The organism is Streptomyces sp. NPDC030840 (assembly GCF_055572015.1).
In genome coordinates this window covers 593,385-617,982 of sequence record NZ_JBVIEE010000003.1, presented here as the reverse complement: position 1 = coordinate 617,982, position 24,598 = coordinate 593,385, and the positions used below count along the sequence as shown (strand labels likewise).

21 protein-coding genes and 1 pseudogene are annotated in these 24,598 nt (G+C 69.8%); 15 read left to right on the top strand and 7 right to left on the bottom strand.

Going from position 1 to position 24,598, the window contains the following annotated elements:
* The first annotated feature begins 80 nt into the window (after positions 1–80).
* The 4 genes and pseudogenes from ACZ49J_RS10100 to ACZ49J_RS10085 all read left to right on the top strand — a co-directional run bounded on the left by ACZ49J_RS10100 (position 81) and on the right by ACZ49J_RS10085 (position 5,961).
* Entirely contained in the window at positions 81–1,034 is a 954-nt protein-coding gene (locus tag ACZ49J_RS10100) for a LysR family transcriptional regulator (RefSeq protein ID WP_467447125.1), read from the top strand.
* Between the two features lie 171 nt (positions 1,035–1,205).
* A pseudogene (locus tag ACZ49J_RS10095) lies at positions 1,206–1,357 on the top strand (IS5/IS1182 family transposase); the annotation flags it as partial.
* Positions 1,358–2,202: 845 nt separating this feature from the next.
* A complete protein-coding gene (locus tag ACZ49J_RS10090) occupies positions 2,203–3,666 on the top strand; it encodes a hypothetical protein (protein ID WP_467447124.1) in 1,464 nt (487 codons plus the stop codon).
* Positions 3,667–4,125: 459 nt separating this feature from the next.
* A complete protein-coding gene (locus ACZ49J_RS10085) occupies positions 4,126–5,961 on the top strand; it encodes a PA domain-containing protein (protein WP_468348610.1) in 1,836 nt (611 codons plus the stop codon).
* A 523-nt stretch (positions 5,962–6,484) separates the two neighbouring features.
* Here the strand turns inward: ACZ49J_RS10085 and ACZ49J_RS10080 are convergent.
* Together ACZ49J_RS10080 and ACZ49J_RS10075 are read right to left on the bottom strand one after the other, a co-directional pair.
* Positions 6,485–8,350 (bottom strand): alpha/beta fold hydrolase, encoded by a 1,866-nt coding sequence (locus tag ACZ49J_RS10080; protein ID WP_467447122.1) that lies wholly within the window; start codon positions 8,348–8,350, stop codon positions 6,485–6,487.
* Positions 8,351–8,767: 417 nt separating this feature from the next.
* A complete protein-coding gene (locus ACZ49J_RS10075) occupies positions 8,768–8,905 on the bottom strand; it encodes a hypothetical protein (protein ID WP_467447121.1) in 138 nt (45 codons plus the stop codon).
* A 353-nt stretch (positions 8,906–9,258) separates the two neighbouring features.
* Between ACZ49J_RS10075 and ACZ49J_RS10070 the strand changes: the two genes are divergently transcribed.
* The 6 genes from ACZ49J_RS10070 (at position 9,259) to ACZ49J_RS10045 (ending at position 14,605) form a co-directional block, all read left to right on the top strand.
* Complete coding sequence (locus ACZ49J_RS10070; protein WP_467447120.1) at positions 9,259–9,900, top strand: MerR family transcriptional regulator; 642 nt, start codon at positions 9,259–9,261, stop codon at positions 9,898–9,900.
* A gap of 273 nt (positions 9,901–10,173) precedes the next feature.
* The gene (locus ACZ49J_RS10065) at positions 10,174–11,310 is read left to right on the top strand and encodes a sensor histidine kinase (protein ID WP_467447119.1); all 1,137 of its coding nucleotides are present in this window, start codon (positions 10,174–10,176) and stop codon (positions 11,308–11,310) included.
* Positions 11,276–11,965: a response regulator gene (locus ACZ49J_RS10060; protein WP_467447118.1), complete on the top strand. Its 690-nt coding sequence runs from the start codon at positions 11,276–11,278 to the stop codon at positions 11,963–11,965. The genes ACZ49J_RS10065 and ACZ49J_RS10060 overlap by 35 nt, the downstream gene beginning before the upstream one ends.
* 274 nt (positions 11,966–12,239) lie before the next feature.
* A complete protein-coding gene (locus ACZ49J_RS10055; RefSeq protein WP_467447117.1) occupies positions 12,240–13,061 on the top strand; it encodes a UbiA family prenyltransferase in 822 nt (273 codons plus the stop codon).
* Positions 13,062–13,079: 18 nt separating this feature from the next.
* Positions 13,080–13,910, top strand: a complete 831-nt coding sequence (locus tag ACZ49J_RS10050; RefSeq protein WP_467447115.1) for an AfsR/SARP family transcriptional regulator — start codon at positions 13,080–13,082, stop codon at positions 13,908–13,910.
* The gene (locus ACZ49J_RS10045) at positions 13,907–14,605 is read left to right on the top strand and encodes a 4'-phosphopantetheinyl transferase family protein (protein WP_467447114.1); all 699 of its coding nucleotides are present in this window, start codon (positions 13,907–13,909) and stop codon (positions 14,603–14,605) included. Before ACZ49J_RS10050 ends, ACZ49J_RS10045 begins: the two co-directional genes overlap by 4 nt.
* Positions 14,606–14,922: 317 nt before the next feature.
* Here the strand turns inward: ACZ49J_RS10045 and ACZ49J_RS10040 are convergent, their stop codons facing one another.
* From ACZ49J_RS10040 to ACZ49J_RS10025, 4 genes are all read right to left on the bottom strand, one after another.
* Positions 14,923–16,140, bottom strand: coding sequence for a lactonase family protein (locus ACZ49J_RS10040; RefSeq protein WP_467447113.1), 1,218 nt, complete (start codon positions 16,138–16,140; stop codon positions 14,923–14,925).
* Positions 16,137–17,051: a hypothetical protein gene (locus ACZ49J_RS10035; protein ID WP_467447112.1), complete on the bottom strand. Its 915-nt coding sequence runs from the start codon at positions 17,049–17,051 to the stop codon at positions 16,137–16,139. Before ACZ49J_RS10035 ends, ACZ49J_RS10040 begins: the two co-directional genes overlap by 4 nt.
* Positions 17,048–19,252 carry an MMPL family transporter gene (locus ACZ49J_RS10030; RefSeq protein ID WP_467447110.1) on the bottom strand — a complete coding sequence of 735 codons (2,205 nt, stop codon included), beginning with the start codon at positions 19,250–19,252 and terminating at the stop codon, positions 17,048–17,050. Before ACZ49J_RS10030 ends, ACZ49J_RS10035 begins: the two co-directional genes overlap by 4 nt.
* 68 nt (positions 19,253–19,320) lie before the next feature.
* On the bottom strand, positions 19,321–20,016 hold the full coding sequence (locus ACZ49J_RS10025; protein ID WP_467447109.1) for a DedA family protein: 696 nt from the start codon (positions 20,014–20,016) through the stop codon (positions 19,321–19,323).
* A gap of 210 nt (positions 20,017–20,226) precedes the next feature.
* On the opposite strand from ACZ49J_RS10025, the gene ACZ49J_RS10020 reads away from it, so the two are divergent.
* Complete coding sequence (locus ACZ49J_RS10020) at positions 20,227–20,889, top strand: class I SAM-dependent methyltransferase (protein ID WP_467447108.1); 663 nt, start codon at positions 20,227–20,229, stop codon at positions 20,887–20,889.
* Here the strand turns inward: ACZ49J_RS10020 and ACZ49J_RS10015 are convergent.
* Positions 20,877–21,518 (bottom strand): MerR family transcriptional regulator, encoded by a 642-nt coding sequence (locus tag ACZ49J_RS10015; protein ID WP_467447107.1) that lies wholly within the window; start codon positions 21,516–21,518, stop codon positions 20,877–20,879. The genes ACZ49J_RS10020 and ACZ49J_RS10015 overlap by 13 nt on opposite strands.
* A gap of 199 nt (positions 21,519–21,717) precedes the next feature.
* Between ACZ49J_RS10015 and ACZ49J_RS10010 the strand changes: the two genes are divergently transcribed.
* Genes ACZ49J_RS10010 through ACZ49J_RS09995 form a run of 4 tightly spaced genes read left to right on the top strand, consistent with a single transcriptional unit; the run spans position 21,718 to position 24,586 of the window.
* On the top strand, positions 21,718–22,710 hold the full coding sequence (locus ACZ49J_RS10010) for an AfsA-related hotdog domain-containing protein (protein WP_467447106.1): 993 nt from the start codon (positions 21,718–21,720) through the stop codon (positions 22,708–22,710).
* Positions 22,707–23,381, top strand: a complete 675-nt coding sequence (locus ACZ49J_RS10005; RefSeq protein WP_467447104.1) for an HAD-IA family hydrolase — start codon at positions 22,707–22,709, stop codon at positions 23,379–23,381. The genes ACZ49J_RS10010 and ACZ49J_RS10005 overlap by 4 nt, the downstream gene beginning before the upstream one ends.
* Positions 23,378–24,082, top strand: a complete 705-nt coding sequence (gene fabG / locus ACZ49J_RS10000) for a 3-oxoacyl-ACP reductase FabG (RefSeq protein WP_467447103.1) — start codon at positions 23,378–23,380, stop codon at positions 24,080–24,082. The genes ACZ49J_RS10005 and fabG overlap by 4 nt, the downstream gene beginning before the upstream one ends.
* 60 nt (positions 24,083–24,142) lie before the next feature.
* Positions 24,143–24,586, top strand: a complete 444-nt coding sequence (locus tag ACZ49J_RS09995) for an ester cyclase (protein WP_467447102.1) — start codon at positions 24,143–24,145, stop codon at positions 24,584–24,586.
* The last annotated feature ends 12 nt before the right edge of the window (positions 24,587–24,598 follow it).

The window sequence follows — 24,598 nt, the reverse complement described above, 5'->3', positions numbered from 1 at the left end:
GCGGAGACCTTCGCAGAGGCATGACTTCGGAACAATCGCAGTTCGCTTCACCTGGGTTTAGCTCAGCTAAAGTCATCGGCATGCTCAACGTGCGCCGTCTGTTGCTGCTCACCGAGGCCACCGAGCGCGGTTCACTCACTGCCGCGGCGGAAGCCCTCGGCATGACCACCTCCGCCGCCTCCCAGCAGATGTCCCTGCTGGAGCAGGAGGCGGGGCAGCCCCTCATCGAGCGGCTGCCACGCGGTATCCGCCCCACCCCGGCGGGTTCCGCGCTGGCCGAACGCGGTCAGGCCATCCGCCGGGAACTCCGTGCCGCCCAAGCCGATTTGGACTCCTTCACGGCCCTCGACCAGGGCACCCTGCGGCTCGGCTCCTTCCCCACGGCGAGCGCGTCCCTGCTGCCGCTGGCGCTCACGCGTTTCCGGCGTCGCCACGCCGGCATCCGCATCGAGGTACGCGCCGGAGTCCTCGCGAAGCTCAGGGAGATGCTGCACACCGGCGAGGTGGAGCAGGGTCTGCTCTGGGACTACGAATGGAACCGCCTCGACGATCCGGCGCTCACCCTCACCCACCTCCTGGACGACCCCACGGTGCTGGTCGTCCCCGCCGACTCACCCCTGCGCACCCATCCCTCCGTGCGCCTCGGCGACCTCGCCGACCAGGAGTGGATCATCCGCGCCGACAACCACCCCGTCGCCGACGTCCTGCGCCGAAGCTGCCGCCAGGCGGGATTCGAGCCGCGCATCGCCTACTCGTCGCACGACTATCAGGAGGCGCAGGCCATGGTCGCCGCCGGTCTCGGTATCGCGCTCGCACCCCGCCTGGCCCTCACCAGCCGACGCAGCGACGTACGCCTCCTGCCGTTCGCCTCCGACGTCCCGGCCCCCACCCGCCGCATCCTCCTCGCACGCGCCGCGGCACGCCCCGCCACCCCACCCGCCCAGGCCATGGCCCGCGTCCTGCGCACGGTGGCACAGCGATTCACCGCCCCGGGCCTGCACCGGGCCCAGCTCGGGGCGGTACGGCGGGGCTGACGGTGCGGCCGGAAGCCGCGTTCTCAAGCAGAGGTTCGCACTGGTCGGCGAATCCGGCGCCGGGTCTGAGTGGACGTCAAGTCCGGACTTCCTCGGTTGGTGATCGCTCGTTCGTGGGACTGACCGTCGCGCAGGCCGCCTGCCGGGCATGTCTATGCCGAGATGCGAGGCATGGAGCGAGAGTCGTGTCCGAGCGACTTGTCGGACGAGCAGCGACTGTTGATCGAGCCGGTGATCACCGCCTGGAAGCGGACCGGGTGGCTCGTTCGGCGACCGGAGGCCCCGGAACGTGTGACCTTCGGGAGGTCGTGAACGCGATCTTCTAGCAGAAGCGGACGGGTTGCCAGTGGCGCTATCTGCCGTCCTGGTCGGCAGTGTTTTCACCCTGCGCAGCACAAGATCACACAAGGAAAGCCCTCAGCCTGCTGTTCCCGTAGAACCGCTGCCGGACGGTGCGACGCACGGCACCAGCCCAAGCCATCGGGCCGGCTACGCCGCCGCGCTGCCCTGATCGCCACTTGCCGGCATCCGCAGCGTGTGATCAACGAAGTCGGCAACCAAGTCCAACCCTCAAAAGTCTTCGCACCTGACGGAGCAGCACACGCAGCACCAACAGTCCTACGACGGCGCCCCGAACTGCGATGATCCACTCCATCTGGCTGCCTCCTCACCTCGGGCAGCAGGTTCCTCACCACGAAGGGGTGAGGTCTTTCTGGAGAGGTAAATCTCTCGATCTTGAGTCGCGGTATCGCGCCGCGACCACCGCCTCGGACACCAGGCTGCCCGTCATGGAGATCAAAGCCCGCAGGGCAAAACCGGCATTTTGTGATCTTGCAGATCAGAGCGGGGAGCGGCATCCATGTGCAGGCGAAACGCCTCCATCGTCGGCCTTCACGTCGACGCGGCCCCCGGCTCGGAAGGAAATGGCACAGGCACGCCACTCGCCCGCCTCACCGCGCCGTGCCCATGGCGTGCCCTTCAGAGCGGACAACCACGGTCAACAAAGGTGCCACCAAGCACTCACGCCTGCTCTGGCATGACGGACGTCATGGCGGTGCCGGCAGGTCGATGCGGGCGATCCGGCGGGCTTCCCGGTGCCGGACGTACTGGAGCGGCACTGAGGCGGTGGCGTGATCCTTCCGTGTCCTGTTCTGCCCATGATCGAGGGATGAGGCGATGGCTAAGGCTTGTGGCGGCCGCCGTCGCGCTGGTGGGGGCGTCGGCACCGGGAGCGGTGGGCGCGTCCAGGGCCGACGGGGAAGGGGTGACGGTCGAGGCCCCGGCCACGTATTACACCCAGGTGACGGACCCGACCCGCGTCGAACTGCCGGTGACGGTCGACGCGGGGAGCGGCTCGTCCGTGCGCGGCGTCACGCTCACCGTGGATGCCTCGGAGGTCAAGGGCAAGGTGCGGCTGTACGCCAAGCGGATCTGTACGGAGGGCGCGGACTACGTCTTCACCTGCCGCCTCACCTCGTCCCGCCAGCGCTACCGGCTCTACGATCTGGTCGTCCTCGGGGCCGACAAGACGGCCGAGCCGGGGGCGCGCGGTACCGTGCGGCTCTCCGCCACCGGCCCGGACGGGCAGCGGGCCGAGACCGAGACGGTGATGACCGCGGGGACGCCGGAGCTCTGGGGCAAGAAGCTCTCCATCGAAGGTGCTCCGGCCGGCAAGCCCGTGGAGATATGGGGTGGGGTCCTCAACCGCGGGCCCATCGCGGCGAACGGATTCGGGGTGACGGTGACGGGCTCGCGGATGGAGCTCGACCGCAGATACGGCAACTGCCGCTATGCCGCGAGCGGCCAGTCCCGCGCGTACTGCTTCTTCGACACCCGCGTGGAGCCGGGCGAGGCCTACGCGTTCGACGCACCGTTCATCGTGGAGGGCCGGGAGGAGCTGACGAAGGGCTCGGTGAGCATGATGATCTTCGCGCCCGGTCAGGACGCCGGACCGTATTTCGACGAGGACGAGTACACGGCCCCCGGGACGGGACCGAAGCTCGGCCTGAAGCCGACCGAGCCCAGGGGCTTCGCGCGGTGGTCCGGTCATATCCCCATCGACACCGACCAGGGAGTCGACGTGCGGGCCGTGGCCGGGGACCTCCAGGGACGGCCCGGTGACACAGTCCAGTTGGAGGTGGGTCTGCGCAACGAGGGCCCGGGGCGTATCGACGCCCGCTACCTCCGCTACGAGATCGTCCCGCCTGAGGGCGTCACCCTGATCCCGCCCGAGAAGCCGTCCCCGGACCCGGAGGCCGACGAGTCGCCGTACTGGATCTGCAGTCCTTGGGAACCGGGAGAGGAACGGTACACCTGCGGGAGCAAGAGCCTGGGGCCCGGCGCTTCCGAGACACAGGTGCTGAGATTCCGAATCGACGAGAGGACCACGGATACCGGCCATGTGAAGGCTGTCCTCAAGGGCGGCTATCCGGCGCGCGACTCCGACAAGGGGAACAACGTCACAAAGATCACGGTGAATGGCGCTGGTGCGGAAGACGGTGAGGACCGCACTGACGACGGTCGGAGCGGGGGACTCGGGTGGAGCCTCGCCGCGGGCGCCGGGGCCGTCGGTGTCCTCGCTCTGGCGGCAGCGGCCCCCTACGGTATCCGCCGCTTCAACAGGCGCGGCTGACGGCGTTCCCTCGCGATGCCACCCGGACACGCGTCACTACGGAACCGCCATTGGCTCATGCCGACGAGTGTGGTGGCGCCCGGCCGCCGCGCCGGAAGGGCACGAACCGAGAGGCTCACCGCCTCCACCGCCGCCTGGCCCCGCTTGTTGGACAACTCCCCGCCCGCAGCGTGGGGTCGCGTCGAACCCGGCAGCAGTCACGCCGGTGGGCCCCGCCCGACACGGTCCGCGTGGACGGAACTTCCAGAAATGCCAGGACTTCTGACACCTCGTCCGGCACCGACGACGGATACGATCCACGCCAACGCGGCTCCGCAACCCTTCTCTCACAGGCCACGCACAGAGTAAATTCCCCTCGCTACCCCCCATGCCCTCTTCACTCTCAGACCAAGGAGAGCCATGGGAAGAGCCATGGGCAGAGCAAGGCTCCGTGTGCGCGCCGCAAGCTGTCTCGCCGCAGTGAGCCTCATCGCCGGCGCCTTCGCCGGTTCCGCCCGAGCACATGACGGTGTCTCCGCCGAAGACGGCGGTATCGACAACGCCAAGGCCACTCACGATCACCACAGCCACCAGCACGGTGGTGACGAGGGCCACCTCCCCGCCGGCAGCGAGAACGTCCGCCTCGTCAGCAAACTCGGCCTGAAGAACGTCGAGCCGGAGAAGATCGCCGACGTCGGTGTCTTCAAGGGGTACGCCTACCTCGCCGCCTGGGGCGGCGCCACCTGCAAGTACAACGGCGTTCATGTGGTGGACATCCGCAAGCCCGCCGCGCCCAAGGAGGTCGCCTTCATCCAGGCGAAGGAGGGCAGCGCACCGGGCGAGGGCATCCAGACCCTGCACATCGACACCCCGTACTTCAACGGGGACGTGCTGGTCAGCAACAACGAGAAGTGCAAGGAGACCGCTGGCTTCGGCGGCATGAACATCTACGACGTCAGCAACCCGGCGCACCCGACCCCGCTCGCCGAAGGCGTCGGCGACCACACGGTCATGGGGCAGGGCAAGAAGGACGCCAACGAGATCCACAGCGTCTACGCCTGGGACGCGGGCAGCAAGGCGTACGCCGTCATCGTCGACAACGAAGAGGGCCCGGACGTCGACATCGTCGACATCACCAATCCCAAGAAGGCCAAGGTCATCGCCGAGTACGACCTCGACGAGGCATTCCCCCAGATCGTCCAGGACATCCCCGCCAACCTCAGCGAGATCTTCCTGCACGACATGGTCGTCAAGGAGATCGGCGGCCGGCAAGTCATGCTCGCCTCCTACTGGGACGGCGGCTACGTCACCCTCGACGTGACCGACCCGACCAAGGCCACCTACCTCGGTGACACCGACTTCGCCGCACTCGACCCCGAGGCGCTGGAGAGCGGATTCGAGGTCGCGCCCGAAGGCAACGCCCACCAGGCCGAGTTCACCCTCGACAACAAGTACGTCGTCGGCGCCGACGAGGACTTCGGTCCTTACGCGCTCACTGCCCGCAACCTCACCGACGGCACCGAGCTGACGGCGAGCCAGGGCAGCAACGCCACGCGTCTGGAAGAAGGCCAGACGATCACCGGCGACTCCGTCTTCGCGGGTAGGGCCTGCCCGGGCGACCCGGCGGTCCCCGCCGGCGACCCGAACGCCGTGGACGTCGCCGTCGTCGAACGGGGCGTGTGCACCTTCACCGAGAAGGTCGCGAACGTCATCGCGGCCGGCGGCTACGACGCCGTACTCGTCTTCAACCGCACCGGCACGGACGCCTGCGACCAGACGCTCGGGATGAGTGTCGAGGGCGACATCCCCACCTTCGGCGTCGCACCGCGCGGCCAGGGCTTCGCCATCTTCGGACAGCCCTACGACGACACGGCCTGCCTGGCCGGAACGGGCCCCGCGCAGCTGCCGGTGGCGCTCGGCACCAAGGGCGACCGGCTCACCTTCTCGTCCTACTTCGACGGCTGGGGCTACGCGCACCTCTACCGCAACGAGAGCGGCAAGCTCACCGAGCTGGACACTTACGCCGTTCCCGAGGCGCACGACCCCGCCCACGCGTCGGGATCCGGCGACCTCTCCATCCATGAGGTGGCCGTCTCCGAGAAGCGCGCCGACCTGCTCTACTTCTCGTACTACGCAGCCGGTCTGCGCGTCGCCAAGATCGTCGACGACGAGATCGTGGAGGTGGGCCACTACATCGACGCGGGCGGCAACAACTTCTGGGGCGCCCAGGTCTTCGAGTCCGGTGGCAGGGAATACGTCGCCGCTTCCGACCGAGACCACGGGCTCTACATCTTCGAGTACACCGGAGGACTCTGATCAGCGGACGCGGCCGGGAACGGGGCCGCTGACCGCGTGGGGCCGCGCCGATGCGAGCGCGGCCCCGCGCGGTCGCGCTTCGCACTCGCGGAGGATCCCCAAGCTGGGCCTCCGCACCAGCCGAGTCGGGCACGAAACCCTTTCGCGCAGGACTTCTGCCCCGCTCGCCGAAGCCGCGTGCCCACAGCGTGCCCGTAAGAGCGGACAACCACGGTCAACAGCGGTGCGAACGAGCCCGCGCAACGGTGCCGACACGACGAATCCGCGCAGGTCAGCAGCCATTCGGCCACCCAAGCGCCGTTGTTTCCCAAGCTGAGAGCGCGAGTTCGATTCTCGTCACCCGCTCCACGCGAAACCCCCAGGTCGGAGACCCGGGGGTTCCTTGTTGCCTCGTCCCTCGCGGCCACCACCGTGGCGTAGAACCGGTGCACGGCGTCGTCGACACCACGGAGGAAACCTCTCAGAGACCCGCGCCGCGGCCACAGTGCGGAGCCGGTGGACGAGAGGGTTTCAGTCGAGGGTCTCAGTCATCGTTGTCAGCTCCCGCGGGGCCGATGACGAACGGCTCCGGTTTCATGGAGGCCACGCACCCGGTGTCGGGCTTGTCTGGGTTGTCGTAGAACGAGGTGATCACCTCTGCCCCGCAAGCGGTGAAGAACGCCCCGTGGGCGACACCGGGGAGGGCTACCACCTTGGAGCGGGAAAGTGTCTGGGCGGCGTAGCGGCCCCACTGCGCGCCGGTCTGGGCGTCGAAGCTGCCGGAGATGGCCAGGGTGGGGATGCTGCTGCGCGTGACCTGCCGGATGGAGGCGGGCGCCGGAGGGACGTCCCAGGACTGGCATGCCTGCCGCAGGAACGCCAGCTGGGGCGGCTGGGCCAGGACCGAGCGGGGGAACTGAGGAAAGGCGCGCTGCCCGTGGGCCAGCTGTTCGCGCGGGGTCTCGAACGGGACCCATTCGCTGCACCACACGCTCAGCGACAACCCGTGAGCGAACATCCCCACCGTGCCGGGCAGACGGATGGCCGCCCACTGCTCGGCGATGCGCTGGGGGCGGCCGTGGGCCAGCTCGTCGATGGCCGACGGGATGACGGCGGGCTCGTGACTGGCACGGATCATCCAGTTCACCAGCGCCCCGCCGTCGAGCACCACCTTCACCATCCCGACCTGGGGCACCGTCACGTGCGTGGTGACCGGACGGGCCTCCAGCCGACGCACCAGGCGGCTGAACGTTGCTTCCAGGTCCGGGTAGCGCTGCCGGCAGGAAGGCTGGGCCGCACAGGCGCGGAAGATGTTGTCGAACGCCTCCTTCGCGCTGCTCCACGTCCACCCGGGTGTTGCCACGGACGGCGGTACGACGCCGTCCAGGGTCACGGAGCGGGTGCCCTCCGGAAACATGCGCATGTAGGTGAGCGCCAAGGCCGTCCCGTAGGAGTGCGAGAAGACATTCCACTGCTGGATGCCCAGTGCTCTGCGCAGATCCGCCGTGTCCGCGGCACTCTCGCGGGTGTTGTGGGCCGCGAGATCGACTCCCTGGGCTGTCAGGCGAGCGCGGCACCGGGCAGCCGCCTGGGCATACCCGCGCCCCGTGGAGGGAGCGTCGTAACGCAGGTGGACGCGCCGCTGGTAGAACCGGTCGATCTCGGGGCAGGTCAGCGCCGGCGGGGACGAGAGCGTCCCGCGCTGGGACATGACGACCAGGTCGCGGTCACGGTTCAGACCGGCCTCGGTGAGCAGGGGAACGTCGCCGATGGCGTCCGAGCCGGGGCCACCCGTGAAGAACACGATCGGATCGGGGCGGGGTCTCGGCGACACGGAGGGAACGATCGCCACGGCCAGGCGCAGTGTGCGCCCTTCCGGGCGGGCTCGGTTCTCCGGTACGACGAGGAACCCGCAGCGAGCGTTGTTCAATTCCTCGGGCTCGTCCGGGCAGGCAGAGGGTACGAACCGCGACGACGGCTGAGTCCGCGCCTTCGACGGCTGAGGCAGGACGAGTACGGTTCCGGGAAATATCCAGTGCCCTTGATCACTGGAAGCGTGTCCGTGCCGGCGGGCCGCATCCTCGATCGTCTGCCGGTTGACGGCGTAGACGCTGTCCCACAGCCCGGCGTCGCCAAGGATCTGATGGGCGATACGCCACAGGGTGTCCCCGGGGGCGACGGGGTGCGTAGCGGAACTCAGGTGTCCTGGCGTGGTGTCGCCGGTCGTTCGGCCCGGCGACAGCTCGGGCTGCGGGCCGACGCCGGGCGCGGGGCCGTCCTCCCGCGCGGCGGGCTTTGTGCGGGCGGTATCCGTGCCGTGGGCCGGGGCCGCCCACAGCACTGTCAGGCTGGTCAGGAACATGGCGGCCGCGGCGGCTGTACGTGCCGTGGGCCTGCTGCGTATGGGCATGTCACCCTCCGAGACGCCGCGTGGCCACGCGACGTGACACACAGGACCGCACGCGGCACCACGGGCTGAGTGGTTGTGCCACCACCCTGTGGAGGTCACGCGTGCACCGCACGCCGAGACGTCCAATGGAGTCATACAGGAACCACAAGGAAACCGGTCGGCTTCGTCCACTCCGCGGGCCTGAGACCCGGTGAACTCGTCGCCGACGTCGATCGCGCGAGTGGGGTGAGGGCGATCACCGCCAGCGGCGGACATCCGCCGCCACCCCACCCGGCCCCGGCGCCCACGGAATGTGCGGCGCCCACGCCGCCGCACGAGCCCTGCGCCACCTCCGTAGGCCGACGGGCGTGTGAGCCGGGGACCGTCGGCTCCGGAACAACGCCGCAACACACAGACCCGCATCCGCGCCCGCCCTCGTCACAGGCGCAGCCCACGACCCGGCGTCGGTCCCGTGGCCGCCGGCATGTCGATGGCGTCTTCCACCTGTTCGGCACTGTCCCAGTCCTCCTCGGTCAGAGCCTCGAACGACACCGCGACCTCCGCGACGAGGACCACTTCCTGCGGCCTCCTCCGCCACGGCGGACCTCGAACGGTTCACGAAGCCCGTTCCAGGGCAGGGTCATGCGCGACTCCCTGCTGGAGGAGACGTTCGCGCTGCCAGAAGCGACCAACCTCAGGAGCGGGGACCTTGTCCTGTACCGCAGGCACCGTCGCCCCCTCCCTGCGTGGAGGCAGGTCGACCACGGCCTCACTGCCGAAGCACAGCCGAATTGCTGACGATTACATCCTTTGACACATCGAAGACGCCTTGTGAGCTGTTTCTCCCCCTGTCTACAGTCTCGCCATGGCCGAGCCGCACGCCTTGGACTGCCAGCACGGCAACGAAGCCGGCCAAGGAAGGACACCACGTGCGACTCGTCGACCTGAGCCGCCAGGCAGACATACCGCTGAAGACATTACGCCTGTACCAGCGCATGGACCTGCTTCCCTCCCTGCCGGAGTACGAAGAGTGTCACGCGCGCAGGGCACTGCTCGTCCGGACGCTCATCGAAGTCGGTGGGCTGTCCTACTCGACCACGCGGAACCTCGTGGGGTTCATGGACACGTCGCGGCCATCCCTGAGCGAGTTGTTCGACACCGTCCAGCGAGCGTTGCCGGTCGCGGGTTCCGAGACCCCGGACGACCAGGAGTGGGAGCGGGCCCGAGAACAGGCGCACGCCCTGGTGGAGGCCCGCGCCTGGAAGGTCAGCGACACCAACCCCGGGTGGCAACCGCTCACGCAAGCCCTGGTGGCCCTGAACTGGCTGGGCCAGCAGGCCCCCCAGCGGCTCATCCAGGACTACGCGGGATCGCTGGAGACCGCCGTCACGGCGGAGCTACAGCACATCACCCGACACCACGATCCGGACAGTGCCGCGGCGGAGCTGGTCGTCTGGACGGTTCTCGGTGACGTCGTCACGTCCGCCCTGCGACGCCTCCTGCACGAACACACACTGACCACGCTCCTCCCGCAGCGCCCCTACGATGCGCCGGCCACGGCCGACCCCTGACGCGGCGACGGGAGCCGACCCGGTCCCCGGCCTGCCGCAGGCCGACCGGCACGGCCACTGCCTCCCCCGCCCCGGGGGAATGCGCGACATTCACCGAGAGTACACACGACGCCGACGCAGTCCACTCAATATCCGTCAGGTGACGGAAGCTTGACACTCCGTCGCCGAACACGCATTCTTCAGGAGATCATCGAGGTCCGTCCGTCCTGCCTCTTGCCATAGGACGCGACGTGTGAGAGGGGAGCCTCGGTGTCGACCGGGGGAGCTGAGAGCGTGTCGGGTGCGTGGGCGCAAGAGGACTTATCCGAGAAGCGGAGCAGCGATGAATTGTGGCTCGCCGAGCAGCTGAGAGCATGTCAGGCCGGCCTTCTCGAGACCTACCGCAACGCCCTGGTCGATCAGCGCAACCCACTGGGCCGGAACCCGGAAGCGTGGGCCACCTGTGCGGAGCAGGCACGGCACATACTCGCCGAGTGCCGTGACGCCATACTCAACGGCACCGAGGCGTCCCTGGAGCCCCGGCACGCGCTGAAGACGCGCAGGATCGGTGGGGCCCGCGTCTCGCAGGGCATCTCCCCGATCCACTCCGTCCGCGCGGCAGCTCTGCTCTTCCAGGTCACGATGACCCTCCTGGCCCAGATCGCCGATCAGCGCCCCGGAGCCGAACGCTGTCTGCTCAAGGCCCTGCCGGCGCTGCAGTTCTCCATCAGCCGGCGCCTGGAGGAGGGATCCATCGGGCACGACCTCTTCCTGCTCGACATCGTGCGGGACACCTCGAAGAGCAGCCGGGACAGCATGGCCCGCGAGATCCACGACCGGATCGGCAGCCCCGCCAGCCTCGCCCTGCGCCAACTGGAGTTGTACGAGCTGACGCACAACATCTCCTCGGACACGGACCCCCGGCTGGGAAGCCTGAAGCAGGCCATCATGGAGACGCTCCACGTCACCCGCGATGTGGTCTCCGACCTGCGGACGCGCACCCACACGATGCGCTCCCTCCAGGTCGCCCTCACGACGTTCGTGGCCGCCGTGGCACTGGACAGCCCGACCGTGGACATCCAGGTGGACGACCCCGAGGATCTGCTGTCACAGGTTCTGTGCGAAGAGCTGTACCTGATGCTGCGCGAGTGCCTGCGCAACGCCTTCGCCCACGCCCGGGCCTCACACATCCGCATCGACGTACGGATCGACCGGAGTCGGGTGCGGGCGTCCGTGCGGGACGACGGCGTGGGCTTCACTCCGCACACACGGCAGGGAAACGGTCTTGCCTCTCTGTCGGAACGGACTCGCATGCTGCGTGGCCGCCTGGGCATCGACAGCGCCCCGGGGAGAGGCACGACGATCGAACTGTCCATACCCGTCGACCAGGAGGGTCATGTTCCCGACGACCTCAGCACCCACGGGACCTGAGCCCATCCGCGTCATCGCCGTCGACGACCACTCCCTGCTCCGGACCGCGCTCTGCGAACTCATCGCCGCGGAGCCCGATCTGTGCGTCGTGGGCGAGTCGGACAGCTCCGAGGGACTGGCCGCTCTGGTGGAACGCACCGGTCCCGATGTCGTCCTGCTCGATGTCGAGATGCCCGGCCATCACGCACCCACGGTGGTACGGGAATTGACGGCGCGTTTTCCGAAGGTGCACGTGCTGATGCTGACCATGCACAGTGACACCCAACTGGTGCAGGAGATGCTCTCCCACGGGGCCCGTGGATTCCTGCACAAGAGCGTTCCCCGGGAGGCGCTCCTGGCCGCCATCCGGAACACCGCCGCCCGGGACCCGCACGTCACCATCGCCCTTCCCAGCAGCCGCGTGTCGGAGTCCGGCTTCGCCGCTTCGGTGCAGGCGCTCTCCCCGAGGGAACGCCAGGTCCTCAAACACGCGGCGGCCGCGCTGAGCAACAGGCAGATCGCCAGCAGGCTCGGCATCACCGAGGGCACCGTGAAACGCCATCTGCGCAACATATTCGAGAAACTCGGGGCTGTATCACGCATCGACGCCGTCAACAAAGCCATTGACGCAAGAATCATAAGCCGCCCCGAATCGGAATCAGGGCGTCACCTCTGAGGCGACGCTGAGGTGATGAAAACCGTGCAGGGCAGGAACTCGTGCGACCTCAGGGGGCACAGAGCGCATGTCCCTTAGGAGGTAGCGTCACTGCCACCAGCGACGCTGCCTCACCGGGCGGAGAACGGCTAGATTCCCGCATATGCCGACAGTCGCGCCTTCGAATCCCACCAGAACCGCGCTCACCCAGATATCACACGTCCCCAGGAACGGGTGGATATTATCCCGGGGAATCACCCTGGCCCGATTCTCCCTGCAGGAGGCCCGGGTATCCGTGCAAGTCATTTTTCTGCTGCGTTTCCTGTTCGCCGGTATGACCGGAACCGCGCTTCTGGGTATGCCCTGGACGTTGCCGGCCGGGGCCGCGGTGTGGTTCCTCGCCGTCACGGCCGTCTATCTCTACAACGGGACGACCGATGTCGGAGAGGACCGCGCCAACGGCTCCGTACGGCCCATCGCACGCGGTGCCATGCCGCTGGTCTGTGCACGCCGCATCGCGGGAGCGCTGGCCGCGCTGGCCCTGGCGGGAAGTGCCCTCCTGGGGGTGGCGATGTTCGCAGCCGTCGCCGCTCTCCTCCTGCTCGGGTACCTGTACTCGGCGCCCGCCATCGCCCTCAAGAGCCACACTCCCGGAACCATCGCCACCGTCATCGCCAGTGGCGCCCTCACCTACGCGGCGGGGGCCCTGTGCGGCGACGCGTCCTGGTCGCCCGCGCTGGTCTCCTTCTGCGCGGCGATGTGCCTCTGGATGGGCCTGGTCGGCGCGGTGGTCAAGGACTTCTCCGACGCGGCGGGCGACGCCCGGCACGGACGACGCAACTGGACGGTGCAACTGGGGAGCACCGTCACGGCATGCATCGTGTCGGTCTGCGCCGTGGGGATCGGTGCGGGGCTGACCGTCTGCGCCCTCGTCCAGGACGCCCGGGAGCTGCTGGCCGTGTGCCTCGTCCTCCTCACGGGGGCCGTGGCGCTGTCCGCGGCGAGCCTCACCGTGCGGCCCCGGGACTCACGCTCACGTCGGAGGCTTCCGTACCGGATCTTCATGGGCACGCAGTACCTGGCTCATCTCGCCGCTGTTGCAGAACCAGTTGTTTGAACTGAACGGGGAAGAGTAGTGACGGATCACGTGCACCACCGCACAGCACAGGGCCCCGCGGCCCTCCTCGGGAAAGCCTCCGACGAGTTCGGTGTCCGGGTCTTGGGCCCTCTGGAAGCGGTCGGCCCCGTGTCCGCACACCGCCCGCGAGGCCCCAAGGTGCGCAAGGTCCTCGCGCTGCTGGCGGTGCGAGCGGGGGACATCGTCGAGACGGACACGCTCATGGAGGAGTTGTGGGACGGCGCTCCCCCGTCCACTGCCGTCAGCACGGTACGCACGCACGTCTACCACCTCCGTCAGGAACTGGAGCGGGAGCTCGGCCATGACCGCGTACGTGACGCCATAGCCACCGAGGGGACCGGTTACGTCCTTCGCGTCGCGCCCGGCCGGCTGGACGTGAACCGGTTCACACAGCTGTACGAACACGCGGGTACCGAACTGCGCAGGGGCCGGCGCGAAGCCGCGCTGGAGACGCTGGACGCCGCGCTGAGTCTGTGGCGGGGCCGTGCCCTCGCCGACGTGCTGCAGGGACGGATTCTGTCGGCGCACGTCACGCGGCTCGAGGAACTGCGCTCGCGCGCCGAGGAGTTGCGCATCGAGGCGGCGATGGATCTGGGCCGCCACCGCGAGGTCGTACCCGAACTGCTGCGGCTGGTGGCAGTGGACCCTCTCAACGAATGGCTGCACGCGCGGCTCATCGACGCCCTGCACCGCAGCGGCCGACGGGGCGAGGCGCTGCGGGCCTTTCACCGCGTGCGTTCCGTTCTGGCCGAGGAGCTGGGGCTGGAGCCCTCCGAGGACCTGAGGCGCCTGCAGACCCACATCCTGGCGGGCGGTACGGCCGCATGAGCGTCACGATCGCGTCGGCGGCCGTCGGCACCGCACTGCGGATCTGGACCGTGCCGATCGCGGAGGCGGGAGCGGTCGTGCCGTACGAGGAGGCGTACGACGTTCTGGACGCCCGGGAACGGCAGCGGCTGGCGCGTCTGGGGCGAGCCGGGGACCGGCTCCGCTACCTGTCGGTGCACCACGTGTACCGCACCCTGCTCGGTGAGCGTCTCGGGATCCCGCCGGCCGAAGTCCGCTTCCTTCGCCGCTGCGCCCGCTGCGAGAGCGCGGACCACGGCAAGCCGGTGCCCTGCGGCCCCGACGGCACCGTCCTGTCGGCCAGCCTGTCCCATTCGGCAGCGTTCGCACTCGTGGCGATCAGCGACGACCCCCGCGTTCCGGTCGGTGTGGACATCGAGAGGGTGCGACCGCACATGGACTGGAGCGGGATCCCCTGTGTCCAGGGCGGCCGGACCACCCACGGCTTCGAGCAGTGGACGCGTGCGGAAGCCCTGGTCAAGGCGGCCGGTACCGGACTGAGCAGGACTCCGCCGCACTACACCGGCCGGGCCTTCGGGCCTTGGCGCGCGGCACGGGTGCCGGAGTCGGACGGCGAGTGGTACGTGTGCAGCGTGCGGGCGCCGGACGGGTACGCCGCCTCGATCGCGAGCGCGGTCGCGGACGCCCGGGTCGCCATGACGTGGTGGCGCCCCTGACCACCAGCCGGACGAACGCCACCGGCCGACGGCCCGCTCTCAGGGCTGTCGGCCGGTGGCGTAGCCGTGCTGAGACCCACGGTTGCGGCCCCGGAGGACTCGTGAGGGTCTCGGTGAGGGGCGCTGTCCGACCGTGGGCGGGGCAACGGATCGGGTGGGGAGCCAGGCGTCGTGGGCGATGGTGCCACGGCCACCGTGTGTCCGGTGGACGCGAAGACCTCCGGTGTGGCGGAGCAGTCCTGGACTGCTCCACCACACCGGAGGTCTTCGCCATGGTCAAGCCCGGCAGGCGTCAACCACGCTCGTGATCAATACACCTAGCGCAGCAGGACGCAGCTGGGGCTCGCCACGGACAGCGGGGGTGCGATCGGGGAGAGTCTGCCGGTGGAGGGGTCGAGCCGGAAACCGCTGACCGACTGGCCGGCCTGGTTCGCCGCGTACACGTACCGGTCGGAGCGGTCGAGGGCGATGTCCCGGGGCCAGCGGGTCCCGGGGGCGAGGGCGGTGACGGGCTGCGACTCGACGAGGGTGAGGCCGCGGCCGGCGTTCTCCAGACGGAACGACTCGACGGTGTCGAGCCCCCGGTCCGCGGTGACCAGAAAGGTGCCGTCGCTCGTGACGTGCACCGCGGAGGGGGCGTTGCGCGGGTCGAGACCGGCCGGTGCGACCGCGGCGTGGGCAACGGGACGGAAGTCCCCGGTGCCGGCGTCGTAGGTGAGGACGGTCACGGTGTGGCCGAGTTCGTTGGTGACGTAGGCCAGATGGCCCCGGGGATGGAACACCAGGTGCCGCGGGCCGATGCCGCTTCCGAGCCGGGTTCTGTCGCTGAGCCGCAGGCGTCCGGTGTTCGTGTCGAACGCGTAGACGTAGATGTGGTCGTCGCCCTTGTCGGGGACGATGACTCTCCTCCCCGAGGGGTCGAAGGCGATCATGTGGGGGTGGGGCCCGCGCTGCTCCACGGGGTGCGGGCCGCTGCCCTCGTGGCGGACGACCTGCACGGCGGCGGCGAGAGAGCCGTCCGCCCGCACCGGCAGAACGGCGATGTGCCCCGAGTCGTAGTTGGTCGTGAGCAGGAACCGGCCACCGGGGTGGACCGCGAGGTGCACGGGTGCCGCACCGCCGCTGGATCGAGGGCTCCCGACGGGCCGAAGCCGGTCGCCGACGATCCGATAGGCGTGAATCGCTCCGGTGGCGCCCCCGGGGAGCTGGCTGACGGCGTACAGGTGCCGGCGGTTTGGTGAGAGCGTGAGGAACGAGGGGTTCTCGATGTCCCGCTGCCAGCCGACGAGTCTCAGGCGCCCGTCGGCGGCCACGGAGGCGATACCGATGCCGGGTAGGCCGGGCAGCCCGTACTCACCGATGGTGAAGCCCCCGATGTAGGCGTGGCGCGCGTGCGGTCCGGGGGCCGCGCCCGCGACAGCGGACGTGCCCGTCCAGCCGACGGCGGCCAGGCATCCGGCTCCCGCCAGGGTGAGGACTCGGCGGCGGTCGGGCAGCGGGCGCGGACGTGCCGCGGCGGATGTCGTGTCGTTCATACGTCGGCTCCGAAGACCAGCCCGGGTGAGAGGAGAACGATGAGTCCGGCCACTGCCAGGGCCGCCAGGACCTGCCACACGGTGCGCAGGCCTCGTATCCGCTCGATGCGGCGGGCGGCGGCGAGGATGGCGAGGCCTCCGGCCCAGGCGGGGAGCAGCAGCCGTAGCGTGATCTCGCCGGTGAACTGGAGCCCGCTGCGGGCTGTGGCGCACCCGGCGGCCGAACACACGGACTCCGGCTCGGCGTTCGACCATGCGACACCGGCGGTGAGAAGGACGAAGGGAACCGCGACGGTCAGTGCGGTTGTCCAGACGTAGGGCGACAGGCCCGTCATGCGCGGGCCCCGGCGTCGAGTGACGGCGAGACCGGCGAGAGCGGGTACCCACCCGGCGGCGACACCGAAGAATCCCGCGTGCGCGGCCTCCGACAGCGCGGCCCACAGTCCCTCGGCTCCTGCGGGGTTCCTCGGGAGCGCCAACAGGCCGGTGGCGGCTGCCAGTGCGGCGGCCGTGTGCGCCCAGGTCCGCGCGAAGGAGGGCGCTCCGGCCCAGGCGACGAACACGCCGGCCAGCGAGACCAGCAGCAGCGGCGGGCCCGCGGTGACGCCCCAGGGCAGGGGGAAGCCCGGCAGGCCGTCGCCGAGGGGAGCGGACCAGCTCCCCCAGTCACCGAAGAGGGCGGCGAGTACAGCTGTCACACAGGCGGCGACGGCAGCGGCGAGCCCGGTCCGCTCGGCGTCGGCGGCCGAGGTGGTGGCGGGTTCCACGCGGGACGCCGCGCCCCGGATCCCCGGCGGGGGGTGTGGGGGGCCGGGGCGCGGCGTGTTCAGGGGGGTGTCGGCCTCCGTGCCGTCGCGACGGGTGCCGGGGCTCTCGTCCGTGGGAGCCCCGGCCGACCGGGCGGTGGTCACCGCACGGCCTCGGAGTGCGCGGCCGCCCCGGTGCCGGCCGGCCGGTGCGACATGTCGGCGGCGGACTCGCGCAGGCCGTTGCGGGACCACCAGCGGGCCAGCGGGGCCGGGGCCCACCAGGCCCACCGGCCGAGCAGGGCCATGGTCGCGGGCACGAGCAGCGCTCGGACGACGGTGGCGTCGACGACCACGGCGATGACCAGGCCGACGCCGATCATCTTCATGAACAGGATCGACGAGGTCATGAAGCCGCCGACCACCACGACGAGCAGCAGGGCCGCGCTGGTGATGATCTTCGCCGTGTGCTGGACGCCGACGGCCACCGACTCGATCGGGTCGCCGCCGCGCTCCCACTCCTCGCGGACGCGGGAGAGCAGGAACACCTCGTAGTCCATGGCCAGGCCGAAGGCGATCGCCAGGACGAGGACCGGGAAGTTGGCGTCCACCGCGCCGATCGGCTCGAAGCCCAGGAGGCCCGACAGATGTCCGTCCTGGAAGATCCACTTGATCGCCCCGAAGGCCGCGAGCAGCGAGAGAAGGTTCAGCAGCACGGACTTCAGCGGCAGCAGCAGGGAGCCGAAGGCGAGGAACAGCACCAGGAAGGAGACGACGGCCACGAACAGGGCCATCCAGGGAAGCCGCTCGCCGATCATGCCGACGATGTCCACCCGGGACGCCGGCATGCCGGTGACGAGCGTCTCGGCGTCGCGTGGCGGGGTGACGGCACGCACGTCGTGCACCATCTCCTGCGCCGCCTTCGACATGGGCTCGGGGCCGTAGTGGACGGTCACGCGCGCGTCGTTGCCCTCGAAGGCCGTCGGCGTCGCCGAGACCACGCCGTCGACATCCGCCAACCGCTGGGCGTAGGAGGCCACTTCGCTCCGTTCGGCCGGGCCGTCGAAGCGGACGACCGACGTCATGATGCGACCGGGGTCGGTGTCGAAGTCGGCCGCCAGGGACTTGCTGACGACCTTCGCGTCCGCGTCCGAGGGGAGCACCCACTCACCGGGACGCGCCCAGTTGGCACCGAGCAGCGGGGCTCCGAGGCCGGCCAGGGCCACGACGATCGCCAGCGAGGACAGCAGCGGCCTGCGCATGACGGCGTGGGCGGTGCGGTACCAGCGCCCCTGCGTGGCGGAGCCCGGCGCGGTGGCCCGCCGGCGGCCCGGCAGCGGGATGCGCCACTTGTCGATACGGCGCCCGGTGTAGCTGAGCAGGGCGGGCAGCAGGGTCAGCGAGCCGATCACGGCGAAGGAGACCACGGCCACCGCCGCGTAGCCCATGGACGACAGGAAACGCGACGGGAACAGGATGAGGCCCGCGAAGGAGATCACGACCGCGAGCCCCGAGAAGGCGACCGTACGACCCGCGATCGCTGTCGCGCGGCGCACCGCCGTCTCGACGTCCGCGCCGCCGTCGAGTTCCTCACGGAAGCGGTTGACCAGGAACAGCGCGTAGTCGATGGCGAGACCGAGGCCCAGGATCGTGATGACGTTGATGACGGTGCTGGAGATCTCGGTGAACGCCGTCAGGACGCGCAGCACCACGAAGGAGCCCAGTGCCACGAACGTGCCGACGGCCAGCGGCAGCAGTGCGGCGACCGCGCTGCGGAAGATCAGCACCAGCAGCAGGAGCAGGAGCGGGACCGAGAGCATCTCGGCGCGCGCGATGTCCGACCCGGTGAGGGAGTTGACCTGCTCGGTCATGGCCGCGACCCCGCCGTAGCGGACGGTGACACCGTCCGCCGCGAACTCGTTTTTGATCTTCTGCAGCGCCTCGACCTGTTCCTGGTCGTCGTCGCTGGTGAACTGCACGGTCGCGTAGGTCTGCCGCCGGTCCTCGGAGACATAGGCCTCCTGGTCCTGCCGGCCGGGATGCCAGTAGGAGTCGAGCCGGGTGATGCCCTCCCGCGGGACGCCGTCGAGTGCGGCGCGTACGGCTCCGCCGAACTGGTCGATGGTCCGGGTGCCGTCCTCCGCCTCGTACAGGACGATCAGGTCGTTGGACTCGCGCCCGAGGGGGCCGTCGAGGACCCGGTCCGCCCTGACCGACTCACTGGAGGGGTCGTCGAAGCCCGCCCCGCCGGCGAACGCGCCGAAGACGCCGGTTCCCCACACGCCGGCGAACAGCGTGAAGACGACGGCCGCGATGACGACCCATTTCCGGCGCCGCGCTGTGAAATCTCCGATGGCGGCAAACAATTGAGCCTCCCTGGCTCGAATGAAGTGCAGTGTTTTTCGCTGCCGTACAGGACCGGCCGACAACGTTTTCAGAGCTCGGAATCGAGCGGAATACCCGTTCGGGAAGGGGGCCGTATGTCTTTCGGTACATGCGCCGCCGCATTTCTCGTGACGGCCCCCGGCCGGGCGGTGCGCCGCTGCACGAGCACCGCGACCGAGCCGACCGCCAGCGACAGTCCGAGCCCGATCGCCATGGAGTACACGGGATCGTCGCTGACGACGCCGCCGAAGTAACCGACCCCGACCGAGTACGCCGCCCAGATCGTCTCCGCGAGCGCCGCGCCGAGGGCGAACCGGCCGACCGGGAAGCCCGCCGCGCCCGCCGCGAGCCCGCCGAGCAGGCGCCCGCTGGGCAGGAAGCGCACGCCGACGACGAACGGGACACCGCCCTGCCGTATCCGCCGCGCCGCCCAGTCGAACAGCTCGCCGCGGCGCCCGCGCGCCGCGAAGCCGCGGCGCGCCCGGTCACCCGTGTGCCGCCCGAGCTGGTGAAGCATCAGATCGCCGAGCAGCGCGCTGCCCGCGACCGACACCAGCACGAGGGCGAGGGACATTTCGCCGCGCGCGGCGAGCATGCCGCTGGTGACGAGCAGCACGTTGTTCGGCAGCAGCGGCGGCAGCGTGGTGAGGGCCAGGATCGCGTACGCCCAGCAGGCCGCCCCCGGGAGCCGGGCAGCCATGCCCGAGGTGATGTCGACCCACGACACGACGGTGGCGACGTCCATGGCTCTCCCCTCGTTCGAGGCCGGCCTCACGACGCGGCTCCGTCCTGGCGGCGTATGTGTCCTTGGAGGCATACGCCGGATCTTTGGTGGGTGATGACCCCAGGTCAGAGGCCCGTTAGCGTCACGTCGACAGAGGACGGGCGTGTCCTGCAGTCCGACCGTAACCTAATCTATCGATAGTTTCACTATCACCAAGGAAACAGGTGGGCCATGACTGACGTGACGCTGTTCCTCAGGGAGTTCGCCCGGACCCGCCGGGACACGGGGGCCATCGCGCCCAGCAGCCCCCGGCTCGCCGGGGCCCTGACCCGCTACGTGATCCCGAGCCCGGGGCACCCGCGCGCGGTCCTGGAGGTCGGCCCCGGCACCGGAGCGGTGACCCGGCGCATCCGCGCCGCGCTCGGCCCGCTGGACAGCCTCGAACTGGTCGAGGCCAACCCCCGGTTCGCCGCCCTGCTCCGCGGCGCGTACCAGGCGGACCCGCAGGTGCGCCTGATGACCGGACTGGTGCAGCAGCAGCGACTCGGCTCGTACGACACGATCGTGTGCGGTCTGCCCTTCGCCAACTTCGACGCCACGACCGTGGACGAGATCTTCGAGTGCCTCCTCGGCGCGTTACGGCCCGGAGGCACGCTCTCGTTCTTCGCCTACACCGGCATGGGCCCGCTGCGCCGGGCGCTCACCACCGGCGAAACACTCAGGCGCGCCCTGGACACCCAGAGGGTCCTGGAACGGACGCTGCGCAGGCACCGGTTCCGCAGCGAGACGGTGCTGTGCAACCTCCCGCCGGCCCGCGTCCACCACCTGGCCCCCACGGCTCCGGCTCCCGGCCTCCGCGCCGAGAAGGCCCTGCAACTGGCCTACACCGACTGATACTCGGCCTGCAGACGGGCGGAGGCGTCCTCCTGAGCGATACGGCGCAGCGCCGACATGGCCGCGTCACCGAGGACCGTGGCGAGCACCACGCCTTCGGCCTTGCCGTCGGCGGAGGACACGTGGGCGATCGTGGCCAACTCGGCCTCCGCGAGCCTGCCCGTCGCCCCCGCGTACTCGTCGAGCAGGGTGAGCAGGTCCTCCCGGTCGAGGCCGCGGTAGGTGACGACGATCTGAACCAGCGCCTTCCAGCCGGGGTTCTGGGGCTTCACCGCCCAGCCGTGCCGCCGCACCAGCTCCTCCACCTGGCGCTCGGCGTGCTCCCACTCCTCCGCCGTGCCGCGGGCGACCGCGGTGCCGGTCACCGCGGACTGGGCGACGCCGAGCATGCCGTGGACCGTTCCCTCCGGGGAGTCGACCTCGCCGAGCACGGCCCGCGCGGCGGCGACGGAGAGACCGCCGACCTCCAGCATGGCCCGGATCAGCTTGATGCGGCGCTCGTGCGAGGTGCCGTAGCGCACCTGGTTCGGACTGGTGCGCTCGCCGGGTGGCAGCAGCCCCTCGCGTACGTAGTACTTGATCGTCGGAACCGGGACTCCGGTACGTCGCGCCAGCTCTCCGATACGCATCCCACGAGGATACTGCCTTGTCATTCCGACGCGTCCGCCCATAGCGCCAACCGCCACGGCGGGCGGAGCGAATTCCGCTTTTATCGCTCTTGAATTTCCGTGCGATCGCCTTTCCATGCGCCCGTGCAACTCTCATGGCACCAGGGGACTTTCTCTTGGCCAGACGCCTTGACGGGAAGCCAGCCGAAGGAAAACAGGTATGACTACTCAAACGGCACCGGAGATGGCTCCGGCGCCCGCTGAACTCAGCTACCGGCACACCGTGGACCGCACGCTGGTACACCGAGCGGCGGTCTCCGAAGTCTTCGTCACCGACATCCAGCCGCTGGCTGCCAAGCGGGTGCGCGCGGCGGTCCAGCTGCCCCTGACCCACGGCTACTACAGCGACCACGTGCAGCGGCCCGCCGTCTACGACGCGCTGCTGCTGCTGGAGTCCGGCCGGCAGGCCGCCATCGCGGGGTCGCACGCCCACATCGGGCTGTCCGAGAACACCACCATGATCGTCGACGTGTTCCGGCTCGACCTGTACGGCCTGAAGGAGCTGGTGATCGGGGCGGAGCCCGGGAGGCTGCACATCGACACCGACTACATCGGGCAGCCGACCCGGCGCGGACGCTACCGCAAGGGCAAGGTCGCCCAGCGGTACGTCATCGACGGCACAGAGGTGGGCGAGCACGAGATGGACGTGCTGTTCATCACCCGGCACGAGAACGAGGTGCTCCGCCACGCCCAGCGCGGCACGCCCGCCCCTCTGACCTCCGACTTCCGCGATCAGGAACCCGGCGCCGACGACGGCCTGCGCGTGGGGCCCGATCTCGTGGGCCGCGGCAACCCGCTGAACGTGGTGCTGTCCCGGGCCGAGGTCACACCTCACTCGGTCGCCGCCGAGGTCACCCCGCGCTTCGACAACCGCGCGCTGTTCGACCACGTGTACGACCACCTCCCGGCCATGACGCTCGTCGAGGCGGCACGCCAGCTGAGCCTGCTCTCCGCGGGCGAGCCGCACGCCACGTACGCGGTCGGCTTCGAGGCCCGGTTCTCCCGGTTCGCGGAACTGGACGCGGTCGTCCGGGCCGAGGCGCCATGCGGGCGGCCGGACGGCAAGCGCGCCGAGATACCGGTGCGCTTCCTCCAGGACGGCGCCGAGATCGCCCAGGTCACCGTGACCGTCGCCTCCGGAGGTGAGCTGTGAGCACACGGCGCGTCGCGCTCTGGACCGACTTCGGCGGTGTTCTGACGCCACCGATCGCCCACACGATGGGCACCTTCTGCAGGACGCAGGGCCTGGACCCGGACGTGCTGCAGCAGGCCCTGGCGAAGGTCACGGCCCGCTACGGCACGACCGACATCATGGAGCCCATCGACACCCCTCTCGTCTCCGAGGAGGAGTGGCTCGCCCAGGTCTCCGACGTGCTGGCCGCCGACCACGGCGTCACTGGCGTACGGCTGACGACGCTGGCGGACGCGTGGTTCGACGGGCGCGAGACCAACCACGTGTGGGTCACCGTTCTGCGCGAGGCGCGCAAGCGCGGGGCCTTCGTCGGGCTGCTCTCCAACATGGTGCCCACCTGGGACGCGCACTGGCGCCGGATGGTCGACCCGGCGGAGCTCTTCGACGACGTACTGCTGTCCTTCGAGGCCGGCCACCGCAAGCCGTCCCCTGGGATGTTCGCCCTCGCCGCGGAGCGGGCCGGCGTGGCCGCCGCCGACTGTGTGCTCGTCGACGACCTGGTGCACAACTGCGCCGGAGCGAAGGCGGCCGGGTGGCAGGCGATCCACTTCACCGACACCGGGGCGGCGGCGGAGCAGGTGGACGCGATTCTCACGGACGCCGCCCAGCCACGAGGAGTTGACAGTCCATGAGCCGTTCCGTTCTCGTCACCGGGGGCAACCGGGGTATCGGTCTCGCCACCGCGCGTGCCCTAGCCGAACAGGGTGACAAGGTCGCCGTCACGTACCGCACCGGTGAACCGCCCGAGGGGCTGTTCGGGGTGCGCTGCGACGTGACGGATCCGGAGTCCGTGCGCCGTGCGGTCGATGAGGCCCGCATCCAGCACGGCCCCATCCAGGTCCTGGTCTCCAACGCCGGGATCACCCGGGACCAGTTGCTGGTCGGCATGGAGGACGACGACTTCCGCTCCGTCATCGAGACCAACCTGATGTCGGCCGTCACGGTCGCCAGGGAGGTCGTTCCGGACATGCTGAAGGCCCGCTGGGGCCGGGTGGTGTTCATGTCCTCGATGAGCGCGATGGCCGGTGCCCCCGGTCAGACCAACTACGCGGCCTCCAAGGCCGGACTGATCGGTTTCGGCCGCTCGCTCGCCCGCGAGGTGGGCAGGCGAAACGTCACGGTCAACATCGTCTCGCCGGGCCTGATCGAGACCGACATGGTCAAGGACGTCACCGACGCACGCCGTGAGCACGTGCTGAGCCAGACCTCGCTGTTCCGCGCGGGCCGCCCGGAGGAGGTGGCGAGCGTCGTGAGGTTCCTGGTCAGCGAGGAGGCCTCGTACGTGACCGCGGGGATCATCCCCGTCACGGGCGGCCTCGGGGTCGGTCACTGACTCCGGACTCCCGGACCCTCTTCCTCCTTCCCCACCACCCCTTCCCACGAAAGGAAACCCATGTCCAATCCGAAGGTGCTCGAGATCGCCCACCAGATGGGCAAGATCTTCAACGACCTGGACGAGAAGGTCGCCCACGAACTGGTCGCCCCCGACTTCGTCGACTACGAGGCCCCGCCCGGCACCCCCGGCGGTCCGGACGGTTACCTCGGTACCGCCCGTTGGATGAACTCGGTCTTCGCCGAGGCGAGCTGGGACCACATCGACTCCTTCGCCGACGGCGACAAGGCCGTGATCCGGGTCCGCTTCACCGGCATCCACACCGGCAACTTCCTCGGCTTCGAGGGCACCGGCAACAAGGTCGACGTCGAGCACATCCACATCTACCGCGTCGGCGACGACGGTCTGGTCCACGAGCACTGGGCCTGCCGTCAGGACCTGTTCCTGCTGGCGCAGATCGGCGCCGTCGAACTGAAGCTGCCGCCCACGGGCACCCAGGCGTAACACCCCCTCTCC

Coding starts and splice junctions, on each gene's coding strand:
- ACZ49J_RS10100 (WP_467447125.1), top strand. CDS start 81: ATGCTCAACGTGCGCCGTCTGTTGCTGCTCACCGAGGCCACCGAGCGC.
- ACZ49J_RS10090 (WP_467447124.1), top strand. CDS start 2,203: ATGAGGCGATGGCTAAGGCTTGTGGCGGCCGCCGTCGCGCTGGTGGGG.
- ACZ49J_RS10080 (WP_467447122.1), bottom strand. CDS start 8,350: ATGCCCATACGCAGCAGGCCCACGGCACGTACAGCCGCCGCGGCCGCC.
- ACZ49J_RS10060 (WP_467447118.1), top strand. CDS start 11,276: ATGTTCCCGACGACCTCAGCACCCACGGGACCTGAGCCCATCCGCGTC.
- ACZ49J_RS10045 (WP_467447114.1), top strand. CDS start 13,907: ATGAGCGTCACGATCGCGTCGGCGGCCGTCGGCACCGCACTGCGGATC.
- ACZ49J_RS10040 (WP_467447113.1), bottom strand. CDS start 16,140: ATGAACGACACGACATCCGCCGCGGCACGTCCGCGCCCGCTGCCCGAC.
- ACZ49J_RS10025 (WP_467447109.1), bottom strand. CDS start 20,016: ATGGACGTCGCCACCGTCGTGTCGTGGGTCGACATCACCTCGGGCATG.
- ACZ49J_RS10020 (WP_467447108.1), top strand. CDS start 20,227: ATGACTGACGTGACGCTGTTCCTCAGGGAGTTCGCCCGGACCCGCCGG.
- ACZ49J_RS10015 (WP_467447107.1), bottom strand. CDS start 21,518: ATGCGTATCGGAGAGCTGGCGCGACGTACCGGAGTCCCGGTTCCGACG.
- ACZ49J_RS10010 (WP_467447106.1), top strand. CDS start 21,718: ATGACTACTCAAACGGCACCGGAGATGGCTCCGGCGCCCGCTGAACTC.
- fabG (WP_467447103.1), top strand. CDS start 23,378: ATGAGCCGTTCCGTTCTCGTCACCGGGGGCAACCGGGGTATCGGTCTC.
- ACZ49J_RS09995 (WP_467447102.1), top strand. CDS start 24,143: ATGTCCAATCCGAAGGTGCTCGAGATCGCCCACCAGATGGGCAAGATC.